We start from the raw sequence: 21,528 nt of genomic DNA, 5'->3' as shown, positions 1-21,528 counted from the left end.
CTTACCACCCCAATGCTGTCCAAAACATATACACCCGCAACACGCAAGCTATCAGCAGCATTGCACCACCGACAACCAGCAAAGTGACTCCGATTGCTATGCTATATTTTGTTTCTCTTTTTAAAACGGCTAAGGCCCCAAAAATAATGACCAAGGATAAAAATCCTAAAACTATCATCGTTATTTTCATATCCTAATCCTCTTATCCTGAATCTTTGTAAAATCAATTACACGCCCTCTGTCTCCTTCCTGCATCCGACTGACTAATCTTTCATGGTATGTTCTGTACAGCTCGTCCATACTCAAATTAGTCGTTGTGATAATGCGTTGGTTGCTTTCATAAATGTCAAAGATGGTGTCTTGTACAAATGATGTGGCCATGTTGCTGGCACTTTCTGCGCCCAGGTCATCTAAGACGACTAAATTGGCGTCGTGCACAATATCAGTTACGTGCTTCGGTGACCACAATCCCATCTTGTCGCTGAACCAGTTCTTCATCTCCCTGATCAACTTATTGACGCTAATGAACAGGCAACGTTCCATCGGATCCGCATTGTCGTTGACGGCATTCAGAATGGCCATCGCCAGGTGCGTCTTGCCCGCACCAGCAGCACCATAGAAAAGCGTGTTGCCTTTCTTATCCGGATACTTTAGGTAGGCGCCGGCAATCAGCCTGGCATCATGTTTGGCTGCGGCCTCCTTACTATTTGGCTCAGCATTGAACCCGTCAAAGGTATATCCAAATACTTCACTGCGGTCGACAAGGGATGCGCGCCTGAGAAAGCCCTTGGTCTGCTTAATTTTCAAGTCTTCGTGCATCCGACGATTCTGCTCCTGGTTCTTTTCGATTCTGCATTGCTCACAAAAGGGCTTAACTTTGTCTAAACCTTCTATGTAGGTCAGATGGCAGTCGGGATGCTTAGGGCACGTCTCAGTGGTCTCCCTGCGCCTTATTTGTATTGCTTTAACCATTTGCTTTGTTATTCCGGTCATAAAAACCTCCTTCCTAGAACGGTAGTTCTTCTTCATCAACGCCCTCGATTTGACCATTAGTGAAGGCATCTTGTGCTATCGATGGCACATTCTGATAGTTGCTGCCTGGCTTTTTGATGCTCCAGTCATCGTCAAAGCTGCCATTGAACCACGTGCTGCCCTTCTGAATGAACTTAAATTCGGTATTGTTAGCCTTTAAATAGACCTTGTATTGCTTGAGCTTATCTAGTAAATACTCGTCTGTATGCTTGCTAGACTCTTTAATCCACGTCTTATAGTGGCGAAAGGCATCCCTCTTACCCTGTTTTTTGGGATACTCCTCCCAAATTATTTCAAATCTTTTGATCAACGCAGAGTCAATCTCTTCTTTATTTCTTTTTGTTGTTAATTCTTTCTCTTGATAATTCTTACTATTGTTAGTTCTTAGTGGACGATTTTCCGGCGGGTGGTTTTCCCGTTGGACGGTTTTCTCGGCGGACGGATAATCTTCCTTTTTTGGTACATTTTCACCTTTTTTACCGTCGACGGTATTTTGTGGTTGCCGGTTGAGACCGGCTGTATCATCAAGAATCCAATCTAATCCATTAAAGTTACCATTTTTTGTATGACGGTTAACCCGTTTCAGATAGCCATGATCTTCTAATTCCTGTAAACCTGTCCGCAATGCTTCCTCGCCATCTGTAGAATGTTTGGCGATCTCGCTAACATAGAATTGCCACTCATTGGCCTGGCTCCACAGATAATTAAAAATTCCCCTGGCCTTCCAGCTTAAAGTCGCATCTCTGACCAACTTGTTGCTGGTGTTGGTGTAATTGCCGCGATCTCTTTTGATTAGTCGTGCCATATCAAGCACCTGCCTTTGTAGGAACATCCAGCCATTTTTCATATAGCTTCCTAGCGTATATCTGCTTGTAAGCTTCACGGCTCTCTCCCGCTAAGCTCTTGATTGTGGCCTGGCTCTCCTCGTTGCCATTCAAGGCCTCTGAGACAACCTGGACCAGCTTCACGGTGCCCTTCTTGTCAGTAATTGGATAACTCAGCAGTTGCTGGTCGGTAAATGGTCTTGCAACTGGGGCCTTCCTTGCTGGCTGCTGTTTAACCGCAGGCTTGCTGCGCGTATAACCACCACCAGGATTGCTGTCTTCTGCATCGGGGTCCTCATCCCTATCAGTGATATTGAACAACTGCTTGTAGAAATACTTCTGGGCACTCGTACATGCCTTCTGCGTGGCCTTCTCGCCTGTGTCTGCACCTGCACCTGGCATTGACCCTACTATGGTTTCAACGCCGTCAGTGATGGTGAATGTGCCCTGCACGTAGACAAAGTTGTTAACGCCATCCCTCTTGGTAGCCTGCTGCTCACGATCGACAATCTCAAACGTTGGGATTATCGCAAAGCCATTTTCCGAAATAACCTTTTGAACAGCTGCTTTGATTGCCGCTTCCGACTGGAATGAATAGTGTTGATAGTGATTGCTACCGTCCTTGGCAATGGTGCCAATTTCCTTATTAGCCCGGGCAATCTTAATTGCCAATGACACATAGTCCTTGGGCCTTGCTTTGACTTCCTCTGCCATGTTATTTACACCTTTCTACTTTGAAGCCTTCTTCTTCTAAAATTTGGAACAGGCGCTTAAATTGCCCTTCAGAACCGCCAATTTTTATCTTGTCAGTCTTAGTGGTCAACATTGCAATGTAGTATTTTCCTTTGATTTCTCCCGTTTCAGGATTAACAGCCTTGCCGCCCCGATTAGTGACCTTATTTTGTTGCTTTTGCTCACTGTGCTCCCGCTCAACGGCTATTTTTACTTCTTCAGCATAATGGTCCATTTGCTCCAAAATGCTGCTCAAAGAATTGCTATTTAGCAGCTCAACCCAATGTTGATATGGAAGGCCTAGTGCGTGCGCTCTTGAGGTGACAACTTTGACATTCTCGGCAAACTGCCTTTTTTGTTCGAGCAGCAAAGAAATTTGTTGTTTGACATCATTTTCAAATGCAACATAGGAATACGTCTTATTAGACCATTGTGCTTGACGTTCAATCTCATTTGGGTCAACACCTGTTTCCTTGCACCATTCAGTGATGTGTCTGTCATTTTGCTCTTCACGGTCACGTCTTACATGTTCCTCATATACTTTTATCTGCTGACTAATATGGTCAGAAGCAGCACCAATCTCATTTAATAAAACCTTGAATTTTGCTTGAAAGTCATTAACTGGCTTGTTTGCCTGTTTGACAATGCTGATTTTTCTTTTATTTAGATCTTGTTTTAAATGATTAAGTTGTGCTCTGGTTTCTTTAGCAGCTTTAAAGTTATTCGGTGTAACAGCATATTGAGAGTATTCACTATTAATCAAGTCAACCTGGTCTTTCAGCTTGTCATATGCAGGAAAGTCAATTTTTGCCGCTGTAAAGGCCATATCGTATTTTGGATCGCTTAATGCTATTAAATCTTCAGTCATTGTGCCTAGTCCTCCTCAACGCTGTCATAGAAAGCGACTAACTTATTAGCCTTGTTAGAAATATTACTGAGCGCTTTGTCTCCAATTACCATCTTAGTGAAAAGAGATACCAATATTGGATTGATTCCAGCTAACCTACCGCCCTTTATCAATGCTTCTTCAAACTCTTTTTCAGCATCAAAGCCAAGCTCCTCAATCAAGCTAACCATTAAAGTCGTAATAGCGTTTGTTATATCTTTTTTATCAAGAACTTCGCCTTCAATCTCTAATTTAGGTATTGACGTAGTCAACATAGCCAACATTATTGCTGTTTTAGCAATCTTTTTAATTCTTCCATCGTTCATGGTATAATCTCCTGTAGGTATAATTTTCTTATGTTATATTTTTAAGTCCGATTGCCGTCGGGCTTTTTTGTTGTCCTTAAGTTCCTGGCAGAAACTCTGGCATACTTAGCACATAGATCATCAATACCACAAATACAATTGCTAGCAGCAATGAGATTAGAAGTGATTTCCTCGTCTTCAGTTCGATGTCGGTGTATTCGTTTAAAAAGTATTCCCATTGTTTCAGTATCCTCTCCATCATGGCAGTTTCGCGTTCCAATCTATTTCACACCTGTGTTTGTCTAGCCACTCTTGTGCCGGCTTTTCAAAAATAAATGTCCGGCTTCCCTCCTCAGTCTTGCGTGGATTGACCACCCAGCCGCCATTTTTTACATTGACTTCAGGATATGCGTCAAAAATGAATAACCTAATCCATTTGTCCGACTTACTGCCACAATACTTTTTCGAAAATTCTTTCATCTTGATGGTCTTACCTTCAAGTGACTCGGCAGGTACATAGCCACGTTTCTGCATAATCTTGTCCACCACCGTGGTTAGCGCATCAATTGGAATTGGCAGGTCTATTACGTCAGCCATTTACTTTCACCTCTCTACCCCTCTAATAAGTCCATCTGCTCCAGTGTTGGACGGATGCCATCTTTTGCCAGCAGGTCATAGATGAACTTTCTGCCGCGCTGAGTCCACTTTAAAATGTTGTGCAGTCCCTTTTGCTGACCGCTGTCATAAGCAAACGGCTCGTACTGGGTGTAGCCCTTGCCAGCATATTGACGATACGGGACCCAGACCTTGCGCTTGCCTTTGCCCTGCTCGTAGATGACGCCGCGCTGCTTAAGCTCCTGGTTAAGCCTGTGAGCACTCCACCCGTAGTCCTTGGCAATCTCCGTCGTCGTCATAAGTCCAGGATTGTGCATCTGTGAGTCGTAGTATTCGACCTTGGGCCTTTGCTTCTCCAACTGCTCCTGTTGAGCGGCTGCCAATTTAAGAGCCCCACCATACGTCCGAGGGATGTCCCATTGTTGATAAACCAACTCCATTGGATTAGTTATTTGTTGTTTCATTCGGTTAAACAACTCAACGTATTGTGCAGTGAATTGATTACCTTTTTTACCAGTCAATTTATTAGCTACAAATTCGCATCCGTGCTGCGTAAGTAGATAATTATTTCTGATTTCGCCTTTCCTGTCCTTATACGTCGATGAAATGAAAAAATCTAACGCCCCCAAATTTGGGGTGGTTGAGATATCTTCAGAATACTTCTTAATATCTCTTACTAAATGATCATGTCGCTTGCCAATCATGTTGGCCACGTCTCGACTGTCTAAAACTTCTTGTCCATTAAAGTTGAACAATTGAATGTCATGCATTATATTTCCTTCTTTCTCTCAAATCGTCTAAGCTGACTCCCAATGCGTCAGCGATTTTACAAACATTGGTAAAGGACGGTTCGCTGTTATAGAACTTGTATTTATCTAAAGTCGTAACAGCTATCCCAGACTTTTCTGATAGTATCCTTTGCGACCAACGTTTTTTATCTAAAATTTCCTGTACAATAGACCACTGCATTTTGTGTTCCCCTTTCTATCAATCTACAATATATGGTATAATTAAATAGAATTGCCCCCTGGTATAGCGATATACCTCGTGAACCGAGTGAATTCAGGGAAAGCCTAAGTCATTGATATGGCAACCCTGAGCCAAGCTTAATTGAAGGTGCAACGCATAGGACCATGTCCCACGAGCGCTCGGCAACTCGCAAGAGTTGAACATATATGCTGAACTACCAGGAAACTAGTAGAAGTTAAGGATAAAAAGCCTTAACGGTAACAAAGTTGCATTCTAACAACCTGGTATCTCCTGCTCTTAAGCAAATTTTGAATAATCGTGACAATTTCGCAAACAAACTCAACAATTCCAATCCTGCATTAGCAGCCATTTACCAAGTAAAAGAAGGAGTTGAGCATACGTCAAGAATTAATAAATTAAGTAAGTCAGCAGTAGATACTATCGGTAATTCATTCAACATAGTCATCCTTTCGGGGATGGCTTTTTGTTAGCCATGATTTTTTGCTACTAACCAAAAATTTCTGAAAGCACTAGATACATTGTTTCAAGAAGATTGATTAGTGTTAGATAGCTCACCCATAAAAGCGAAACACGAGTTTGTTCTTTCTTTGAGCGATAAATAAGCAAAAATTCTAACATCCATAATGAGGCAACCATTATTAAAATTCTTAACATTATTTTTTGTCTCTTTGGTAATCACTTTGCTCTATCTTAAATTCCGTGCCATCTACCCAAATGTATATATCCATTGAAAGCTGTTTATCAGGTAATATATCTAAGAGCAGCTTTTTCATGTCATCATTTGGGTGGATTATAAAATTAAATGATTGCCCCAAAGACGCACCTGCAATTAGTGGAACTCTGTCACCGTTTTTATTGAAGTAAAAATAAATATAATTACTTTCTTTTTGAATGCGTTGTATTTCCATTTTTTACTCACTTTCAATTTTCAGGTATTGCAATTAGTAAGTAATTGTCACTTTTAATAATTCTGTGGTGGCTTTGACCAATTCAGGATTATTTTTTGTATTAGGATCTTGCAGAGCTTCCGAACAGAATTTCCACGCTTTGCATAAAGTTTCGTGATACATTTGCTCTTCACGTTCATTCCATTTCTTTATTGTTGGCTCAACCATGTTATTCATCTCCTTTTTAATCCTCCATTCCTAACACCTTATAGATCTTCCTTCGGACCTCAACATCGCGTGGCGTAGTCCCACCATGAATTGCAAAACTCACTGCAGGCCGCCCAATATTCAGCAACTCGGCTAAGCTAGAAACCGTGTAGCCCTGACGAATCATTTCGATTTTAATGTCGCTAAATATTTTTTCTTTTGCCTCAGCTAAAACTTGTTCAATTGGCATACTCTCACCTCCTTTGATTTTGCTAAAACTGTAAATAATTTTGTCAGTAAATTACGTAATTCCATTGACTTTTATTCGCACAAGTGCGAATATAAAAGCATAGTAAATAAGCGATTGAACGGTATTCCCCATACAAATTCAATGTTTTTATTTACTCAAATTCGTAAGTAATTCAACTGACAAATATATTATTACGCATAAGTGCGAAATATGCAACATATTTCTGCGAATTTTGCGAATTATTTTGTCATATTTATCTTGGAGCTTGATATGACAGCATTTGAACGTATTAAAGAATTAGCTCGTAAGCAAGGACTGTCCTTGATTGAAGTAAATGACAAAGCTGGACTAGGGACCAGAACTATATACCACTGGAAAAATCAAGTACCAAAATCTGACAGCTTGACGGCAGTCGCTAAAGTTCTGCATACCTCTGCAGACTACCTGCTGGGCAATACTGATGATCCCTCGCCTGTTTCCAAAGAGAAGAATTCTGGCGTTGTAGATTTGGATCATGACCAAGTATTCTCGTACCGCGGCAGGCATGTTCCTGAAAAGTATTTGAAGATGGTTAAAGAATTGATGGATGCTGATATTGATGAAGACGATGATAATGGAGAGTGGCTTAACTAAGTACATGCTCGATTTTGCCAGCCAACACCACATTAGAGTTAGAGGGGTTCATGCAGAACCAGCAGAAACTGGAGTTGCGTTTCTCAAGAATAGGAAAATCTCAGTCAACTATGACATGAAGAATTCGAATGAGTTTGACTTTGTTCTCGGCCATGAAATTGGCCACATAATGAACGGCGACTCCGATAATGGCGTTGCCTACTATTGTGGTAATCCTCTGACTTCAGAAGAACGCAAGGCTGATTTGTATTCATTAAATCTAATTTTTGATTACGCTGCCCAACAATTCAACACTTTCAACGAACCGGGAGTTTTTATGGAACAATACGGCATCCCCTACCGGATGTTTGATGATACTGTTAAGCTGTATAAAAGAAGAAACGACCTTCTTTTTTAGCAAATAATGTAAGCGCTATATTAATATAGCTTTTTAGTGAGGAGGAAACATCATGAATAAAAATAAAGTATGTTCTATATGCGGTCAAAAATTAACATTTAATAATCAAGGATATCCTATTGGCAAAGAAAAAATATGTTCTGACGACAACGGATATTTGCTCAGAGCATTAGGTTACAAATTACCTTTGGGTATAAAAGATACTATAAAGGCTGAGTTTGCCAGAGAACGATTACCTTTTGAAGAAGCAAAAAATTTAATTGAGCAACAAAAACTTAAGGATTCCCTTGAACATCAAAAAGCTTTAAATCAATTAAGGCAGCAATCTGAACTAATCAAGAATGAAACAGTTATTGCCCCTACTTCTAAAAAGGCAGCTACTTTTTCTGAACCAGAGACTGAAACTGGAGGTGGTGCTATCAATGAACAGAATTATGAAACTACCAACGATATTCAAACTGAAGAAGTTCCTAGCGTTGCCCAAGAGCCAGCACAAGTAGAAAAAACAAGCAAATTGGAAAAGGCTGTAGAAGTTACAAGCATGATTGGTTCTCTAATAAACACTATGCGCCAGCCACATTGCCCAAACTGTAGATCCACAAACATACAAGTTGTAGGTCAGCATCGCAAGGGGTTTTCAGTCGGCAAGGCTGCAGCTGGAACTTTTTTATCCGGCGGTATAGGTGCAATAGCAGGCTTTGCCGGCAAAAACACCAAAAAAGTAGATATGATCTGTATGGACTGTGGCAAGAAATTTAGATACAAAGGTAAATAAAGCCGAGATTGTCCACCACGCTAGCTACGCTAAACCTAAGGCATTTATGGAGGTTTATTATGAGAAAAAAATCAATAGTCATTGGTTTGGTTGCTTTTATATGCTTAATCTGTTCACTTGGATTAACACAACAAAAAACTTCAGCAAAATATTGGAAAGAATACTATTATCAACCCAGAAAAGTTAAAGTAATCAAGCCTATAAAAATATATAAAATGAAACAAAGATATCCTTTATATCGAACATATTCAGTCGGCTCTAAAATCTTGAAAAAGGGACAAAAGGTCTATATACAGGATGTTGCAAGTTATGAGTGGATTGTTACTCACAAAGGTTGGGCAAATGGCTATTTCAAGCGTAATAGTAAATACTTTTGGCAATGTCCAACTCCTAAAGGTTGGTATAAACTAGTCAAATGATTTTTTGAAAAGCAGTGATTACAATGAAACACAAAACACCAATTATTTTTTTAGCATTAATACTATTAGTAAGCTTATTTACCTTTGCAAAACCAGATACTGTTAATGCTACAAATTATAAACCGTATTCTTATTGGTATAAAAGAGACAATTATCGAACTAAGCCACGAACGGTAATTATAACAAGGAGCATTACCATTCGTAAGATACGTTGGTTAAAAAATAGTGTTACCCATTACTTAAGCAATACAAAGAAAAAACTAAAAAGAGGAACTAAAGTTAAAATAACTGCAACTTCTCCGCACAATTATTATTGGGCTCTCTTGGGAAAAGGATATTATAACTGGGCATATCCACATAAAAAGACAAACTGGTTTGAAACAGAATCAGAATATATCCAAGATGAACTCCAAAGGCAAAAAAGAAAAGAGCAAAAGCTTATAGCTGCAAAGTATAAAAAGTATGATATTTTCCTAAAAAATCAAACTTTCTATATAAAGAATCAAGGCGAGTTTTCCTTTGGAGACGCCGTTGTTTGGAATCACCAAATCAATTTGTTTAGCAGCTTTACTAATAAATCAAAGCATCCAATCAATATTGCTGATTTTCTTAAAAAGTATTTCTCAATAACAACATCTGACACAACGATAGCTTTTAGTCCTGAAGATAAAAAAAACATTCAACCAGGAAAGTCATCCGGTATTATGCTAGTTAGTTCACCTTCACCTGCTTATCAGGTAGGTGCTGCATTAAAAATCTCTTCATCAGATAAGACTAACTTGCGTTCAAATAATAAAGTTTTACAGATAACATTGAAATAAGCAAAACAAAAAGGCCCTTAAGAAATCGTCTAGAAACTAATTCTTAAGGGCTAATCATAAGAGCTATAGCAAAGCTATTACTCTGTTTAATTTTATCATATTGGAGTATAAAACAGTGGCACATTTTGAAAAACGCGGCGATAAGTGGCGTGCACAGGTATCGTGGTATGACAATTTAGGCAAACGAAAATTTAAAGTTAAGAGTGGCTTTGCTACTAAATTGCAGGCTCGTAAGTGGGCCAATGAAATTGAAGTAGCCAAGGACCAGAACCTAATTTCAAATCAAGATCCAGTCTTTGCTGACTATTTTAAAGACTGGTATTTAAGATATAAAGCTCCGAGCAAGTCTAATAATACCAAAAGCAGGTATGCACACATTTATACTCTTTTAAAAGACAGCTTCGGGAATACTAAATTATCAAAAATGACACGTGCCAAGTATCAAGACTTTCTCAACGAATATGGTAAAACTCATGCTAAAGACACCGTTCAAAAAACTAACGGTACCATTCGAAGTTGCGTTAAAGATGCAGTAAGTGATGGACTAGCCAGAATTAATTTTACTGAACGAATAAATCTAATTTGGAATGATGATAAAACGCGTAAGATTGAATATCTTAATTTTAAGCAAGTTCAGCAGCTGAAAGAATTGCTACTTAATGATATTAAGCCGACGTATATTAGTAGATACATGTTGCTAACCATCATCTACACGGGGATGCGACCTGGTGAAATTAGGGTATTAACCTGGCACGACATTGATTTTAAAAATTGCGAAATACATATCACGAAGTCTTGGGATTATGATAATCGTAAAGTTATTGACTATGATTCTGATGAGATTAATAAAGAAACCAAGAATAAGACATCGACACGTGTGATCAAGGTTGACCAGAAACTATTGGATATTTTAAACCAGCTTAAAGTTAATAGTCACGAAAGATTATTTATTGATGAAATGGGTACTATACCTACTTCTAATGCCGTCAATAAAACATTAAGGAAGCAATTAGATAAACTGGGCATTGAAGATAAAGGCTTCCACTTCCACAGTCTGCGACACACACATGTGGCCCTTTTACTATTCAAGGGAGTTGACCTCTACTCTATTTCAAAGCGCCTAGGGCACTCAAATATGAGCATAACAGCTAATACTTACGCTTACATGTTAGATGAATTGAAGCAAAAATCAGATAACCAAATCGTCAAAATACTTGACGAAATTTAGCACCTTAGATACCTTTTGGATACCTTATACACATAAAAACCCTGTAACAACAATAGTTACAGGGTTTAATTAATGGAGATGAGGGGAATTGAACCCCTGTCCAGACGCATTCCGTCACTGACATCTACAATCATAGTTATACTATTTGAACTTCACTAGTCCAAAACGCCATATAACAGGGCTAGGATGGACTAGCTAACCTGAAATGACTCTTTTTAACTATTCAGATGAGGTAGTTAAACGTAGCTCACTAAGTTGATACTTGCTGCTAGACGTGAGCAATCCGGTAGCAAGCAACGCATGGCCTAAATTAGGCAGCTAATGCGTATGAATTTTCTTTATTTGCAGTTAGAAAAACTGTGACGTTTTTATGTAGACGTGACCTACAAATTGCAGTCAATGCGAATCTACGCCTGTCGAATCCCAAAACATCCCCTTAAGACAATATAATTATAACATATTTGAGATTCACTTACTACAAACCAGATCTCACCCCAAAGCCACTTAGTTAAAAGTAAATTTAAAGGATTGCTCAATGTCGACAGCATCTTTGCCTGCCGTGACATAGTTCGCATGTTCCTTAGCCAAATCAGAGCCATTATCCATTACCACGGCAGTGCCGACAAATTTAAACAGCGGAACATCATTTTGTTCATCGCCGATTGCCAATACTACGCCAGGCACATTCGCTAATTTTTTGCCAAAAATTCTAACGCTACCCTCTTATTGATATTTTTCACTTTTAAGGGCATCTGACTTTTCCTTTTCGTCGGCAAAGACCACCTTGATAGCAGGTTTATCTTCGACCAACTCTTGGGCTTTTCACACAAAAAGGCCAGCACTGTTCTGCCAAGCCTGTACTACCGTAATCCAGCCAATATTGTGATTGCTCGTGATAATGCGACTTGTAGAATCAACAAAGTTAAATGCCAGCCGGTGGTCATTAGCACATTGTTCAACTTTTTCGTAAGTTGACCGACTCAATTCGTTTTTCTTCAGTACCTGACCAAACACTGACTTACTTACTGCTCCGTTAAAGGTAATCACATACTGGTCAGCGTCTTCGATTGCCAGCTCCTGCAAAAATGTTTACCGCCAGCTAGCGGGCAATCAGAACACAAGACCACTTCGCTTTTTTGCGCAATCGCCTGTTTGATTACGCGTTTAGTTGTCTCAAGCAGGATTTTATGCCGTTTAATAAAGTATCAACAACACCAATTGCTACCAATTTAATCACTCATTCTGCTCTTCAAATTTTCCGTAATGGCCTTCCTGATCGCGCCATGCTTCTTTTCATCATATTGATATTTTGCGTCTGTCCAAAAATGAGAATCATATAACCAAACTGGCTTAACCAATCTTTCTGGTGCTTCCGCTTGGTATCGCGGAAAGATATGCGCATGCAAGAAGTGATCTGTATTACCTAAAATATCATAATTGATTCTTGCCGGGCTACATGCTGATAATATCGCATCCCCCAGCAAAGTCATATCTTTTAAAAATTTTACTCTTTCTGCTAGCTCTAAATCGTTTAAAGTAGCAACCTTTCTTTTAGGCAATAGTACACAATATCCGGGCAAAAATTGTGTGTCACCGATAACAGCATAGCCACCACTTAATTCTGCTATTACCAATGGATTATTACCAGCAATTGCAGCACCAATCCGATCAGTTCGCCAATCCTTCATATTTCAATCCTTTTTTAGACAAGAAAAGACTGCTAAGAGCCATGCCTTAACAGTCTAAATTTAAAATTTACTTTAGTTCAAATGAGCCAGACGCACAACGTCACGCTCAATCATCAATTCTTCATCAGTTGGGATAATCATTGCCTTGATCTTGGAATCAGGCTTTGAAACGAACTTTTCACCATTTGACTTGTTCGCCTCATAGTCAGCTTCTAAGCCCATGAACTCAAATGACTTCATGATCTTTTCACGGACATCAGCATCGTGTTCACCAACACCAGCCGTAAAGACAATGGCGTCAACACCCTCCATCTCAACAACGTAAGAGCCCACGTACTGTCTCACGCGGTTGACAAAAATGGCCCGTGCCAAGTCGGCCTTCTTATCGGAGTTATTTTCCAAATCACGCATGTCGGAGGAAATTTCTGAAATGCCCAAAAGGCCGGACTTGTCATTCAGGATTTCAATCATCTGGTTGATGTCAAGGTTATCCTTGTTCATAATGTATTGCAATACGGATGGGTCAACATCACCTGAACGGGTGCCCATGGTGATACCAGCAAGGGGCGTGAAGCCCATTGACGTATCGTATGACTTACCGCCTTTAACAGCAGTCACCGAAGCACCCGAACCCAAGTGACAAACAACCAGTTTCAAGTCCTTAGCGTCCTTGCCCAGCATCTCGGCAGCACGACCAACAATGTAGCGCACCGAAGTACCATGCGCACCATACTTGCGCACACCGTATTCCTTATAGTACTTATAAGGAATCGAGTACATGTAGTGTACAGGATCCAAGGACTGATGAAAGGAAGTATCGAAAACGCCTACTTCTGGAACGTCAGGCAGCAGTTTCATGAAGGCTTCAATGCCCTTGCCCTCAGCCGGGTTATGAAGGGGTGCGTATTCCTTCAGGTCATAGATTTTTTGCAACTTGTCCCGGTCGATGATGGCCGAATCAGCAAAGTCTTCCCCACCGGCAACGATTCTGTGTCCAACACCAACAATTTCGCCCAGATCATCAATAACCTTGTATTTCTTAAGAGCTTCGAGCAATAAGTTGACCGCAGTTTCTTGGTCGGGAATGGCAATTTCTTGGGAATGCTTTTCACCGTTAGCCAGTTTGATTTCAAAAGAAGAACCATCGATGCCAACCCGGTCTGCAATCCCCTCTGCCAAGACTTTCTCTTCCGGCAAGGCAAAAAGCTTATACTTAAAAGAAGAACTCCCCGAGTTAATCGCTAAAACTTTTTTCATAAATTAGTTTCCTCCGTACACATGATTTTTATTTTTTCACAAATTAATGAATGTTTTTAGTATACCACTCATTCAGTTTAACATTAAGCTCAATTAGATCTTCTTCTTTTTTAAAAGTATCCAACTTTGTGAGCAAGACCTCACTGCTGCCGATATTCTCGCCGTGATTTTGGAATACCAAAATGGCTTTTTGATTAAACTTGTTCTGAAACAAATTATCAGGCAGCTCAACGATTGCACGGAGGAAAACTTTTTCTGATATCCAGGGCATGATGTCGCTTCCGGCTTTACCCGCAAGTATCGCCCGGGGCACGACTAAGAAGGCGTACCCAGCCGGCTGCAGGTTTTTAATTATTTGCTCAATAAACAAAAGGTGTGCAAAGGAGTGCCCCTTCACGGCCCTGGTGGCAAAGTTAGCCGCATTTTCATCGAGCGGATAGTATCCGACCGGCAAATCGGCAACCACCGCATCCGGACTGGAAAACAGCCAGGGGGTCAGTGCATCCTGGCAGTACAAGTCAACGTCCAGCCCGTTCAGGTGCGCGCCAACGTCGGCAAAATTGAGCATTTCCTCATCGTTATCAATTCCCACTAGCCGGTAGTCGCCCTTAGAGTGATTGGCCTTTTTTAGCTGGTCGACAACCGTATATAGCAAGCCGCCTGTACCAATTGCCGGATCAGCAATTGCGACCCGGTCAGTTGGGAGCAATTTCTGCATGAACATGGCAATAATGGTTGCTACAACCGACGGTGTCGGCATCTTGTTGACATCCAAGCCATCCTCAGTAACAGCCTTGAGGGTCAGGTAAGTATAAATTTGCACTTTGGTTTTTGGTGCCAGCTCAGCGTAGTTCAAGCCCGCGTATTTTTGACTTAATTTGCCAACGGTTTTCTTATCGGGGGCCCCCAACTCAACCTTTATCTGTCCCTTTTCAAGGTTATCAAACGTTTCGGTCAGCGCTTCGCCAAAGGACACGTTCAAGGCATCCTGCAGGCAAGTAACACAGTCCAGAAATTTGTTAAACAATTCTACAATTTTATCCATCGCTTATCTCCCTTATCTTCTTAGACATTTTAATAGAAGTAAGGCAGTCAACGCAAGAAAATCAGTTGTTAACCAGGTACTCAATCAGCAAAAAGTCATTCTGCATGCTGTCCCGGTAGATTGTCTGGTAAAACTGCAGAAAGATTAAGCAGGTCATCAGGACCAAAACGCTGCTTAGCAATGCACTAGCTTTCAGCCTTAACGGTTTTTTTGGCTTCATTCTTTTTCTTCTCCTTCGGTCTGGGATCCAGCTTAAAGCAAATTTCCGAGGCACGCCCGTCCTTTTCCGTTACCGCAATTTTAACCTGGCACTTTTTAGTGACAAAACTTGCCCTGGCAACATTGAGCAGAAGGGGCATGTGCCCACCCTCCGGCGTGGTTACGCGGATCATATTCTTGTAAAAATTCAAAAGGTACATCTTCTCGTTGTCATCCTTGTCAACCTTAATTATGGCCGCCTGTCTGGAATTGGATGCCTTGGGAAAAACGTAAGCCTTAGCCGCGTCATTTTTTAAGAAGCGGTTGAACTGAACGTACGCAAAGACAACGTCATCGGTTCGGTGCCCCGCCTTGTCTGCCGTAGTCAGACTCTTCAGCAGCCCCTGTAAAATCAGGACCACCAGGAGGGTAATGAAAACCGCAAACACTGCTTCGGCAATCATAAATCCGCTAGTTTTTAACGCGGTAGGCTTTTTTAGCCGTCGCATCATACACCCCCTTCTCACCTCGCGGTTGGTAAATTCGATCGTGAACCTTGACCTCGCTGAGGCTATTCTTCTTCAGCACGTGCCAGGCGTATGCACGGTCGGTCTTCAATTCAATTGTTCGTTCCGTTGCCCGACTCTCGCCGACAACCAGTGCCATCACCAGCACCCCGAATAGTGCTATGACCAGTGCGGTCAGGCTTTCCGCCATTAAAAAGCCCCTCAATTTGCTAAGTACCATCGATTGCACGCCCCCAGGTCATTTGCAGTTTAACCCTTTTAGTATTCTTATGGTTCGTAATTACGATTGTATGTGGCGGCATGGAGCCGCTGGCCGAAATTTTCAGATTTTCCAGATTGTAAATTTCTAACCCGGAATCAATCTTGAGCGTCCGTGAATAGCCGTTGCCAATGATCGTGATTCTCTTCGACACCGGATAGTACCTGACCAGTGCCGCCCTGTGACGAATCGTTGAGATTCTAGCCGCCTGTTCAAGCGAACTCTTTATTTGCTGGGTCGTGTTGTTCAGAATCAATTTTTCCTTATAAGTACCAAGCTGGACTGAACCCAACAACAACAACCCAGTCGCAATCGCCAGCGTAATTACCATCTCCAGCACGGTGAATCCGGCCACGCGCGGCCTAATTCGTGCCCTTTTCAACCACACCTTTATTTACCGTATATTTCTTAGACTTGTCCAGTTGCCGCTTGGTCAGGTAGCCGTCGTCAAACATGTTCTTAAAGTTGACCTCTTTGCCCTTTCGATCCTTGTCATCTTCGTACAGGCTGACCTGCGTCTGCAGGGTCGTCTGAAAGGCGTTATCGGTCTTTTCGCCGGCACTCTGCTTCTGCTTGGTCAGGTTAGGCGCAATAATAAGCAGCAGCATCACAACAATTGCAACAACGACAACCATCTCAATCAGGGTAAAGCCCTGTGCCTTCCTTGTCTTAGCAATTATCTTGACCAAATATCTTTTCATTCTCTTTTTCATTTAGAAATACCTCACTTAAATACTTTGACTTAAATACTTTGCATCATCGCGTACATTGGCAGCAGCAGCTTCAGGTACATCCCCACGATTCCCAGTCCAATTAAAATGAAGCAGAACGGCTGCACGTTGACGATTAACTTTTCAATTCTGCCGGCCAGGGTCGAAAACAAAGTTTTGCCTAAAAGCAGGCAGCGCGTGCTGAGGTCGGCCTTCTTTGAACCCGCTTGGAGCAAAAGCAGCAATTCATCGGGAAGAAAAGCCTCCCCCTTGATTATTGCGGTCAAGTTTTGGCCCGCGGCCAGCTTCCTACCCACCATTGCACCGATAAACTGCTGCAGCGAGCCCTCTTCCTGGCGGGAAGCATACTCGCACATCTTCTGCAGCGAGAAGCCACTGGCAAGAAGGAGGCCCACGTCATAAACCAGCAAGTACTTGACGTACAGCTTAATGAGCGGCCCCACCAAGGGATAACGGGCGAGCCTTTTGAGCGACTGGTAGTCCTGCTTCTTGAGCAGACCAAGCACGCGCACCAAGTAGTACGTGATTAAAAAGGCCAGCAGAAGCAAGCCGAGCAGCATGATATCGCCGCTGTGTTCACCCGTTCCCGCGAACTGGTTGGAGACGAAGGACTGCATAAAAAGCAGCAGCACCATCATCATAACCGCCAAAACAATTGGGTAAGACATTTCTGCCTTCAGCTTCTTGATCTGCTCGTTCTTCAGCCGAATCAAGGTGGCCAGCTGCGCCAAGCATTCGACCAAGCTGCCCTGCTCCATAGCCAGGTCAATCTGCGTGGTGATGGTCCTGGCAAAACCCAGCTTGAGCATTGCGCCACCCAGGCTCCTCCCGGTTTGAACGCCCGCACTGAGCCTTGCAATCAAGTTTCTGCGCTTGGGCCACAGGATTGGCATTAATTCCAGGCTGGCGTTGAGGGAAAAGCCGTTAGCCAGGCTGTTCTGCAGGTAGTCAAGAAAATTCAGCTGCTCCTGACTTGTAAACTTACCCTTCCTGGAACTGTTCAAATACTTGCGCACTGATTGCACCCCTCTTCCTTAAAGCAACCAAGTTATCAACCCAATCAACGTAATTGCCCCGTATTTTTTGGGCAATATTGTCCTGCAGCAGCGTGCCGCTGGCAATATCCATGAGGCAGGAAAGTTCCCCATTGGTGGGCAAGAGCCGCTGGTAGCAGATTGCGGTCAGGCAGTTACTCAGTTCATTGGCATTCACGTGCAGGCTCTCAAGCCGCGATATTGTCTGCAGCGTGCTCTTCGCGTGCACGGTTGCAAACACCAGATGGCCGCTTAGGGCAGCGTCAACGGCCAGCCGCGCAGTCGATTCATTCCTAATCTCACCGATAATCAAAATATCGGGACGATGGCGCAGCGCCGCCTCAAGCAAGCGCGAATACGTGATGTCAGCCTCCAGATTGACCTGGGTCTGCAAAAATTCCGCCTCGTGAATTTCAACCGGATCTTCAATCGTCATCACCACCTGCTTGTGGCCGACACGCTTGGCAAGCTTGTACATGGTCGTCGTCTTGCCGGAGCCGGTTGGGCCACTGGTAATGATTAATCCGCGCTTGTTCGTCAGCCGGCGCATTTTTTCTACCTGCTCGGTTAAAAAGTAGGTGCCCGTCTCCACCCGGTAAATAATCCTAATCACCAAGGACTCGCTGTCGGTAAAATCACCGATGCTGGACAGGCGCAGGTAATAATTCTCATCCTTGTAGCGGTATTCAAATGCACCCACCTGCGGCCGCCGGTGTTCCGCAATGTCCATCTGCGCCGCAAACTTCAAGTAATTGATGATTTCTTTACCTTCGTTGCTGCTAAACTCGGTCCGCTTGACAACACCGCTCAACACACGCAGGTTCACAATTACTACAGAACCCTGCATCAAAAAGAAGATATCGCTCGCACGCGCGGCAATTGCATCTTCAATTAGGGAACCAACCACATCTTTGATTCGCATAAAACCCCTCCTTTGTTTTTTTGCTGCCAATATTAAGTACGCAAAAAAGGGGCGGTTTTTTTGAAAAGTATCAGTTGGTTTCTAAAAAACGCCCCGTGTCCTCCCCGCGGTTGCCCCAAACCGGGCCTTTCACAGCAAATTTGCGCATAAAAAAATCACCCAAAATAATTTGGGTGATTCTTTTTAATTAATCTAGTCTTCGTCGGCTGCAGCCGTGTAGACGTTCTGCACGTCATCATCATCTTCAAGCGCATCCACTAAGTTGGCAAATTGCTCCTTCTTGTCTTCAGGAACCGGCGTGGTGTTCTCCGGAATCATGGTCAACTCAGCGTTTGCTAGTTTATAGCCGGCCTTTTCCAAAGCGTCGCGCACCTGCGCAAACTGCTTGGGGTCAGTATAAATTTCAAAGGCATCGTCACTGGTCTGCAAGTCATCGCCGCCTGCGTCCATGACGTCAAGCAGCATCTGATCCTCATCGGCATCGGTCGTTGCCCGGTCGATAACGATATAACCGCGCCGGTTGAACATGTAAGCAACAGAACCGGTTGCGCCCAGTGAGCCGCCGTTGCGGGTGAAAGCAACGCGCACGGCCGACGCTGTGCGGTTCTTGTTATCGGTTAAGGCCTCCACAAAAACCGCAACGCCTCCAGGTGCATAACCCTCGTAAGTAATCTCATCGTAGTGTTCTTCGGAATTGCCGTCGGCCTTTTTGATTGCCCGGTCAATGTTTGACTTCGGCATGTTGTTGGCGTGCGCCTTGTCCATTACCATTCGTAAGTTAGGATTCCCAGAGGGGTCAGGACCACCATTTTTTGCAGCCATGTATATTTCACGAGATAACTTTTGGAAAATTTTACCCCTTTTTGCGTCTTGCGCATTCTTGCGGCCTTGAATATTGTGCCATTTTGAATGTCCTGACATAAGAATCCTTCTTTCTCTAGTTTAAGATATTAACGCATTAATCTTACCGCACAGGTACAAAAAATTCAATACTCATCAACATTTAGCGCCTATGATTGTGAAACCGACCGGGCCGTTACTTAATGCACGAGCAAAACAAATTGGTCTTTCCCCTAGTCATGGACCCGGTAAATTAGTAAAATGTATATTGCAATTATTTTTTAAAGGAGAGAAATTTAGTGGAAGAATTGAATTCGAAGAAAAAGTATCTTTCGTGGCCCGTGTTGACCCTGATGGCTTTCTGCACGGTCATCGGGCTCGATGATATTATGTACAACTTCCAGAATCAGGGCATGCCCGTCGTCACGTCATGGATCATCATGTGTCTTTTCTACGTGATCCCTTATTCGTTAATGGTGGGCCAACTGGGCTCCGTCTTTAATGATGACGGCGGTGGCCTTTCATCCTGGGTGCGCGGAACCAACGGTGAGTTTCTGGGCTACTTCACCGCCTGGACGTACTGGGCGGCTTCTATTCCCTATGCAGTCGACTCGGCTAACGAAATCATCGTTGACATTGGGTGGGCCTTGACCGGTTCGGAAAAATTCCAGAGTCAGATTTCCAACACTAAGTTTGCACTCCTGACTTTTACCATGTTCATCCTTTTCATTATTATTGAACACTACTTCTCACACTCGATGGAAGTGCTGTCGACCATTGGTGGCGGCTTAATGCTGATCATGACCTTAATGTTTGTCTTCTTGGCTTTTTTGGGCCTGGCAAAATCAGGCGGGCACATGGCCACCCAGCCATTTACGTGGCACACGCTAGTGCCTGACTTCAACATGCACTACTGGACGACGATTGCCATGCTGATCTTCGCCCTGAACGGTTGTGAGCTTGTCGCGCCGTATGTAACCCAAATGAAAAAGCCCAAGTCTGACTTCCCCAAAGCAATGGTCGCACTAGCCGTAATGACCATTTTTCTGACTGTTTTTGGCTCCTTCGCACTTGGAATCTACTTTAACAGCTACCACATCCCGAATGACCTTAAGATGAACGGCGCCTACTACGTTTTTGACATGGTCGGTCACCAGTACGGCTGGGGCAAGACGCTGCTGTACGTCTGGGCCTGGACGTCGGTCTTTTACAATGCTGCGCTGCTGGCGGTCCTGCTCGATGCCATGACGAGGATGCTGATTTCTGACACGGGCGACAAGTACATGCCGCGTTTTCTGCAAAAGAAGGACAAAAACGGGCTGCCAATCAACGGCTACATTTTGACCGTTGCCCTCTCGGCGTTCATCATGCTGCTAGGAATTTTCCTGCCGGACATGAACGACATCTTCAACTGGCTGTTAAATTTGAACGGCATCATCTCACCCGGTGTAACGTGTTGGATTTTCTTCTCCTTCATGCAGATCAGAAAGAATCCCCAAAAATTCCATTCCGATTATGTTTTCCTGAAAAACGACCGCGTCGGCTACTTTGCCGGACTCGTTTTACTGCTTGTCACCGCCGCCGCAACAATTCTGGGGATTGCGCCCCAGGATATTAAGCCCTTTAGCGGCTACTGGTGGTACGAATTAATCATCAATATCGTCGCGGTGGTCGTATTGATCGGCCTTGGCGTAATTCTGCCAAGCATCAGACGGCGTGAGGAAAAATACGGCATCGCATTCAGCCGCGGACAGTGGGCCGTCATGTTTACCCTGGTGATCGGTTCGATCATCTTTGACCTGTATCTGGGCGAACAGAACCAGCTTTTCCATAACCAAATGGTTAATCTCGGTCAGGTCCACTTGGGACTGAACATCGTTTTAATTCTGCTTGAGACCCTGATTGCCGTGCTGGTCTGCTGGCTAGTCGGCAGAAAGAAGCCGGTGCAAGGGGCAAATTAGCGGCGTCATGGCAAAACAGATTCATGCTTAGCATGAGTCTGTTTTTGTTTTTGGCCCCAAGAGGT

The 21,528-nt window shown here is 43.1% G+C and carries 32 protein-coding genes and 1 other RNA gene; 7 read left to right on the top strand and 26 right to left on the bottom strand.

Annotated elements, in window-relative coordinates; genetic code table 11:
• Window position 1 precedes the first annotated feature (1 nt).
• From AC2JF6_RS03665 to AC2JF6_RS03610, 12 genes are all read right to left on the bottom strand, one after another.
• A complete protein-coding gene (locus AC2JF6_RS03665; RefSeq protein WP_500729421.1) occupies window positions 2-190 on the bottom strand; it encodes a hypothetical protein in 189 nt (62 codons plus the stop codon).
• Window positions 187-993, bottom strand: a complete 807-nt coding sequence (locus tag AC2JF6_RS03660) for a DnaA ATPase domain-containing protein (RefSeq protein ID WP_500729420.1) — start codon at window positions 991-993, stop codon at window positions 187-189. The genes AC2JF6_RS03665 and AC2JF6_RS03660 overlap by 4 nt, the downstream gene beginning before the upstream one ends.
• 13 nt (window positions 994-1,006) lie before the next feature.
• Complete coding sequence (locus AC2JF6_RS03655) at window positions 1,007-1,879, bottom strand: hypothetical protein (protein ID WP_500729419.1); 873 nt, start codon at window positions 1,877-1,879, stop codon at window positions 1,007-1,009.
• Window positions 1,839-2,570 carry an ERF family protein gene (locus AC2JF6_RS03650; RefSeq protein WP_500729418.1) on the bottom strand — a complete coding sequence of 244 codons (732 nt, stop codon included), beginning with the start codon at window positions 2,568-2,570 and terminating at the stop codon, window positions 1,839-1,841. The genes AC2JF6_RS03655 and AC2JF6_RS03650 overlap by 41 nt, the downstream gene beginning before the upstream one ends.
• Window position 2,571: 1 nt before the next feature.
• Entirely contained in the window at window positions 2,572-3,456 is an 885-nt protein-coding gene (locus tag AC2JF6_RS03645) for a DUF1351 domain-containing protein (RefSeq protein ID WP_500729417.1), read from the bottom strand.
• Window positions 3,457-3,461: 5 nt separating this feature from the next.
• The gene (locus tag AC2JF6_RS03640) at window positions 3,462-3,800 is read right to left on the bottom strand and encodes a hypothetical protein (RefSeq protein ID WP_500729416.1); all 339 of its coding nucleotides are present in this window, start codon (window positions 3,798-3,800) and stop codon (window positions 3,462-3,464) included.
• 237 nt (window positions 3,801-4,037) lie between these two features.
• The gene (locus AC2JF6_RS03635; protein ID WP_500729415.1) at window positions 4,038-4,376 is read right to left on the bottom strand and encodes a DUF771 domain-containing protein; all 339 of its coding nucleotides are present in this window, start codon (window positions 4,374-4,376) and stop codon (window positions 4,038-4,040) included.
• Window positions 4,377-4,390: 14 nt separating this feature from the next.
• Window positions 4,391-5,164, bottom strand: a complete 774-nt coding sequence (locus tag AC2JF6_RS03630) for a phage antirepressor KilAC domain-containing protein (protein WP_500729414.1) — start codon at window positions 5,162-5,164, stop codon at window positions 4,391-4,393.
• Window positions 5,157-5,363 carry a helix-turn-helix domain-containing protein gene (locus tag AC2JF6_RS03625; protein ID WP_500729412.1) on the bottom strand — a complete coding sequence of 69 codons (207 nt, stop codon included), beginning with the start codon at window positions 5,361-5,363 and terminating at the stop codon, window positions 5,157-5,159. The genes AC2JF6_RS03630 and AC2JF6_RS03625 overlap by 8 nt, the downstream gene beginning before the upstream one ends.
• Window positions 5,364-6,037: 674 nt before the next feature.
• Complete coding sequence (locus AC2JF6_RS03620; protein WP_500729411.1) at window positions 6,038-6,292, bottom strand: hypothetical protein; 255 nt, start codon at window positions 6,290-6,292, stop codon at window positions 6,038-6,040.
• Window positions 6,293-6,325: 33 nt separating this feature from the next.
• Entirely contained in the window at window positions 6,326-6,499 is a 174-nt protein-coding gene (locus tag AC2JF6_RS03615; RefSeq protein ID WP_500729410.1) for a hypothetical protein, read from the bottom strand.
• Window positions 6,500-6,515: 16 nt separating this feature from the next.
• Window positions 6,516-6,728, bottom strand: a complete 213-nt coding sequence (locus tag AC2JF6_RS03610) for a transcriptional regulator (protein WP_500729409.1) — start codon at window positions 6,726-6,728, stop codon at window positions 6,516-6,518.
• A gap of 270 nt (window positions 6,729-6,998) precedes the next feature.
• Here AC2JF6_RS03610 and AC2JF6_RS03605 point away from each other — a divergent pair, with 270 nt between their 5' ends.
• From AC2JF6_RS03605 to AC2JF6_RS03580, 6 genes are all read left to right on the top strand, one after another.
• Window positions 6,999-7,361: a helix-turn-helix domain-containing protein gene (locus AC2JF6_RS03605; RefSeq protein ID WP_500729408.1), complete on the top strand. Its 363-nt coding sequence runs from the start codon at window positions 6,999-7,001 to the stop codon at window positions 7,359-7,361.
• On the top strand, window positions 7,327-7,758 hold the full coding sequence (locus AC2JF6_RS03600) for a M48 family metalloprotease (protein ID WP_500729407.1): 432 nt from the start codon (window positions 7,327-7,329) through the stop codon (window positions 7,756-7,758). Before AC2JF6_RS03605 ends, AC2JF6_RS03600 begins: the two co-directional genes overlap by 35 nt.
• A 52-nt stretch (window positions 7,759-7,810) precedes the next feature.
• Entirely contained in the window at window positions 7,811-8,533 is a 723-nt protein-coding gene (locus tag AC2JF6_RS03595) for a hypothetical protein (RefSeq protein WP_500729406.1), read from the top strand.
• 59 nt (window positions 8,534-8,592) lie between these two features.
• Window positions 8,593-8,952, top strand: a complete 360-nt coding sequence (locus AC2JF6_RS03590; RefSeq protein ID WP_500729405.1) for a hypothetical protein — start codon at window positions 8,593-8,595, stop codon at window positions 8,950-8,952.
• Window positions 8,953-8,975: 23 nt separating this feature from the next.
• Complete coding sequence (locus AC2JF6_RS03585) at window positions 8,976-9,773, top strand: hypothetical protein (RefSeq protein WP_500729404.1); 798 nt, start codon at window positions 8,976-8,978, stop codon at window positions 9,771-9,773.
• 115 nt (window positions 9,774-9,888) lie between these two features.
• Window positions 9,889-11,001: a site-specific integrase gene (locus AC2JF6_RS03580; RefSeq protein WP_500729403.1), complete on the top strand. Its 1,113-nt coding sequence runs from the start codon at window positions 9,889-9,891 to the stop codon at window positions 10,999-11,001.
• A 70-nt stretch (window positions 11,002-11,071) separates the two neighbouring features.
• On the opposite strand, the gene ssrA is transcribed toward AC2JF6_RS03580, so the two are convergent.
• The 14 genes from ssrA to AC2JF6_RS03510 form a co-directional block, all read right to left on the bottom strand.
• Window positions 11,072-11,437, bottom strand: a transfer-messenger RNA (tmRNA) gene (gene ssrA / locus AC2JF6_RS03575).
• A gap of 68 nt (window positions 11,438-11,505) precedes the next feature.
• Window positions 11,506-11,670: an HAD hydrolase family protein gene (locus AC2JF6_RS03570; RefSeq protein ID WP_500729402.1), complete on the bottom strand. Its 165-nt coding sequence runs from the start codon at window positions 11,668-11,670 to the stop codon at window positions 11,506-11,508.
• A gap of 153 nt (window positions 11,671-11,823) precedes the next feature.
• On the bottom strand, window positions 11,824-12,084 hold the full coding sequence (locus AC2JF6_RS03565; RefSeq protein ID WP_500729401.1) for an HAD hydrolase family protein: 261 nt from the start codon (window positions 12,082-12,084) through the stop codon (window positions 11,824-11,826).
• Window positions 12,085-12,230: 146 nt separating this feature from the next.
• The gene (locus AC2JF6_RS03560) at window positions 12,231-12,689 is read right to left on the bottom strand and encodes an HIT family protein (RefSeq protein ID WP_500729400.1); all 459 of its coding nucleotides are present in this window, start codon (window positions 12,687-12,689) and stop codon (window positions 12,231-12,233) included.
• A 72-nt stretch (window positions 12,690-12,761) separates the two neighbouring features.
• Complete coding sequence (locus AC2JF6_RS03555) at window positions 12,762-13,946, bottom strand: acetate/propionate family kinase (protein WP_500729399.1); 1,185 nt, start codon at window positions 13,944-13,946, stop codon at window positions 12,762-12,764.
• Between the two features lie 43 nt (window positions 13,947-13,989).
• Complete coding sequence (locus AC2JF6_RS03550; protein WP_500729398.1) at window positions 13,990-14,991, bottom strand: class I SAM-dependent methyltransferase; 1,002 nt, start codon at window positions 14,989-14,991, stop codon at window positions 13,990-13,992.
• A 61-nt stretch (window positions 14,992-15,052) separates the two neighbouring features.
• Entirely contained in the window at window positions 15,053-15,211 is a 159-nt protein-coding gene (locus AC2JF6_RS03545) for a hypothetical protein (protein ID WP_500729397.1), read from the bottom strand.
• Window positions 15,177-15,698, bottom strand: a complete 522-nt coding sequence (locus AC2JF6_RS03540) for a competence type IV pilus minor pilin ComGF (protein WP_500729396.1) — start codon at window positions 15,696-15,698, stop codon at window positions 15,177-15,179. Before AC2JF6_RS03540 ends, AC2JF6_RS03545 begins: the two co-directional genes overlap by 35 nt.
• A complete protein-coding gene (locus AC2JF6_RS03535) occupies window positions 15,661-15,906 on the bottom strand; it encodes a hypothetical protein (protein ID WP_500729395.1) in 246 nt (81 codons plus the stop codon). Before AC2JF6_RS03535 ends, AC2JF6_RS03540 begins: the two co-directional genes overlap by 38 nt.
• 19 nt (window positions 15,907-15,925) lie before the next feature.
• Window positions 15,926-16,357, bottom strand: coding sequence for a Prepilin-type cleavage/methylation protein (locus AC2JF6_RS03530; RefSeq protein ID WP_500729394.1), 432 nt, complete (start codon window positions 16,355-16,357; stop codon window positions 15,926-15,928).
• Complete coding sequence (gene comGC, locus AC2JF6_RS03525; RefSeq protein WP_500729393.1) at window positions 16,338-16,688, bottom strand: competence type IV pilus major pilin ComGC; 351 nt, start codon at window positions 16,686-16,688, stop codon at window positions 16,338-16,340. Before comGC ends, AC2JF6_RS03530 begins: the two co-directional genes overlap by 20 nt.
• 29 nt (window positions 16,689-16,717) lie before the next feature.
• The gene (locus tag AC2JF6_RS03520) at window positions 16,718-17,722 is read right to left on the bottom strand and encodes a type II secretion system F family protein (protein WP_500729392.1); all 1,005 of its coding nucleotides are present in this window, start codon (window positions 17,720-17,722) and stop codon (window positions 16,718-16,720) included.
• The gene (gene comGA, locus AC2JF6_RS03515) at window positions 17,688-18,662 is read right to left on the bottom strand and encodes a competence type IV pilus ATPase ComGA (RefSeq protein ID WP_500729391.1); all 975 of its coding nucleotides are present in this window, start codon (window positions 18,660-18,662) and stop codon (window positions 17,688-17,690) included. Before comGA ends, AC2JF6_RS03520 begins: the two co-directional genes overlap by 35 nt.
• Window positions 18,663-18,854: 192 nt before the next feature.
• Entirely contained in the window at window positions 18,855-19,583 is a 729-nt protein-coding gene (locus AC2JF6_RS03510) for a YebC/PmpR family DNA-binding transcriptional regulator (RefSeq protein ID WP_500729390.1), read from the bottom strand.
• Window positions 19,584-19,801: 218 nt separating this feature from the next.
• On the opposite strand from AC2JF6_RS03510, the gene AC2JF6_RS03505 reads away from it, so the two are divergent.
• A complete protein-coding gene (locus tag AC2JF6_RS03505) occupies window positions 19,802-21,463 on the top strand; it encodes an APC family permease (RefSeq protein ID WP_500729389.1) in 1,662 nt (553 codons plus the stop codon).
• The last annotated feature ends 65 nt before the right edge of the window (window positions 21,464-21,528 follow it).

The sequence above is a fragment of the Lactobacillus sp. XV13L genome, from assembly GCF_059900875.1.
Note: the sequence above shows the minus strand (reverse complement) of the source record. Positions and strands in the feature narration are given on the sequence as shown.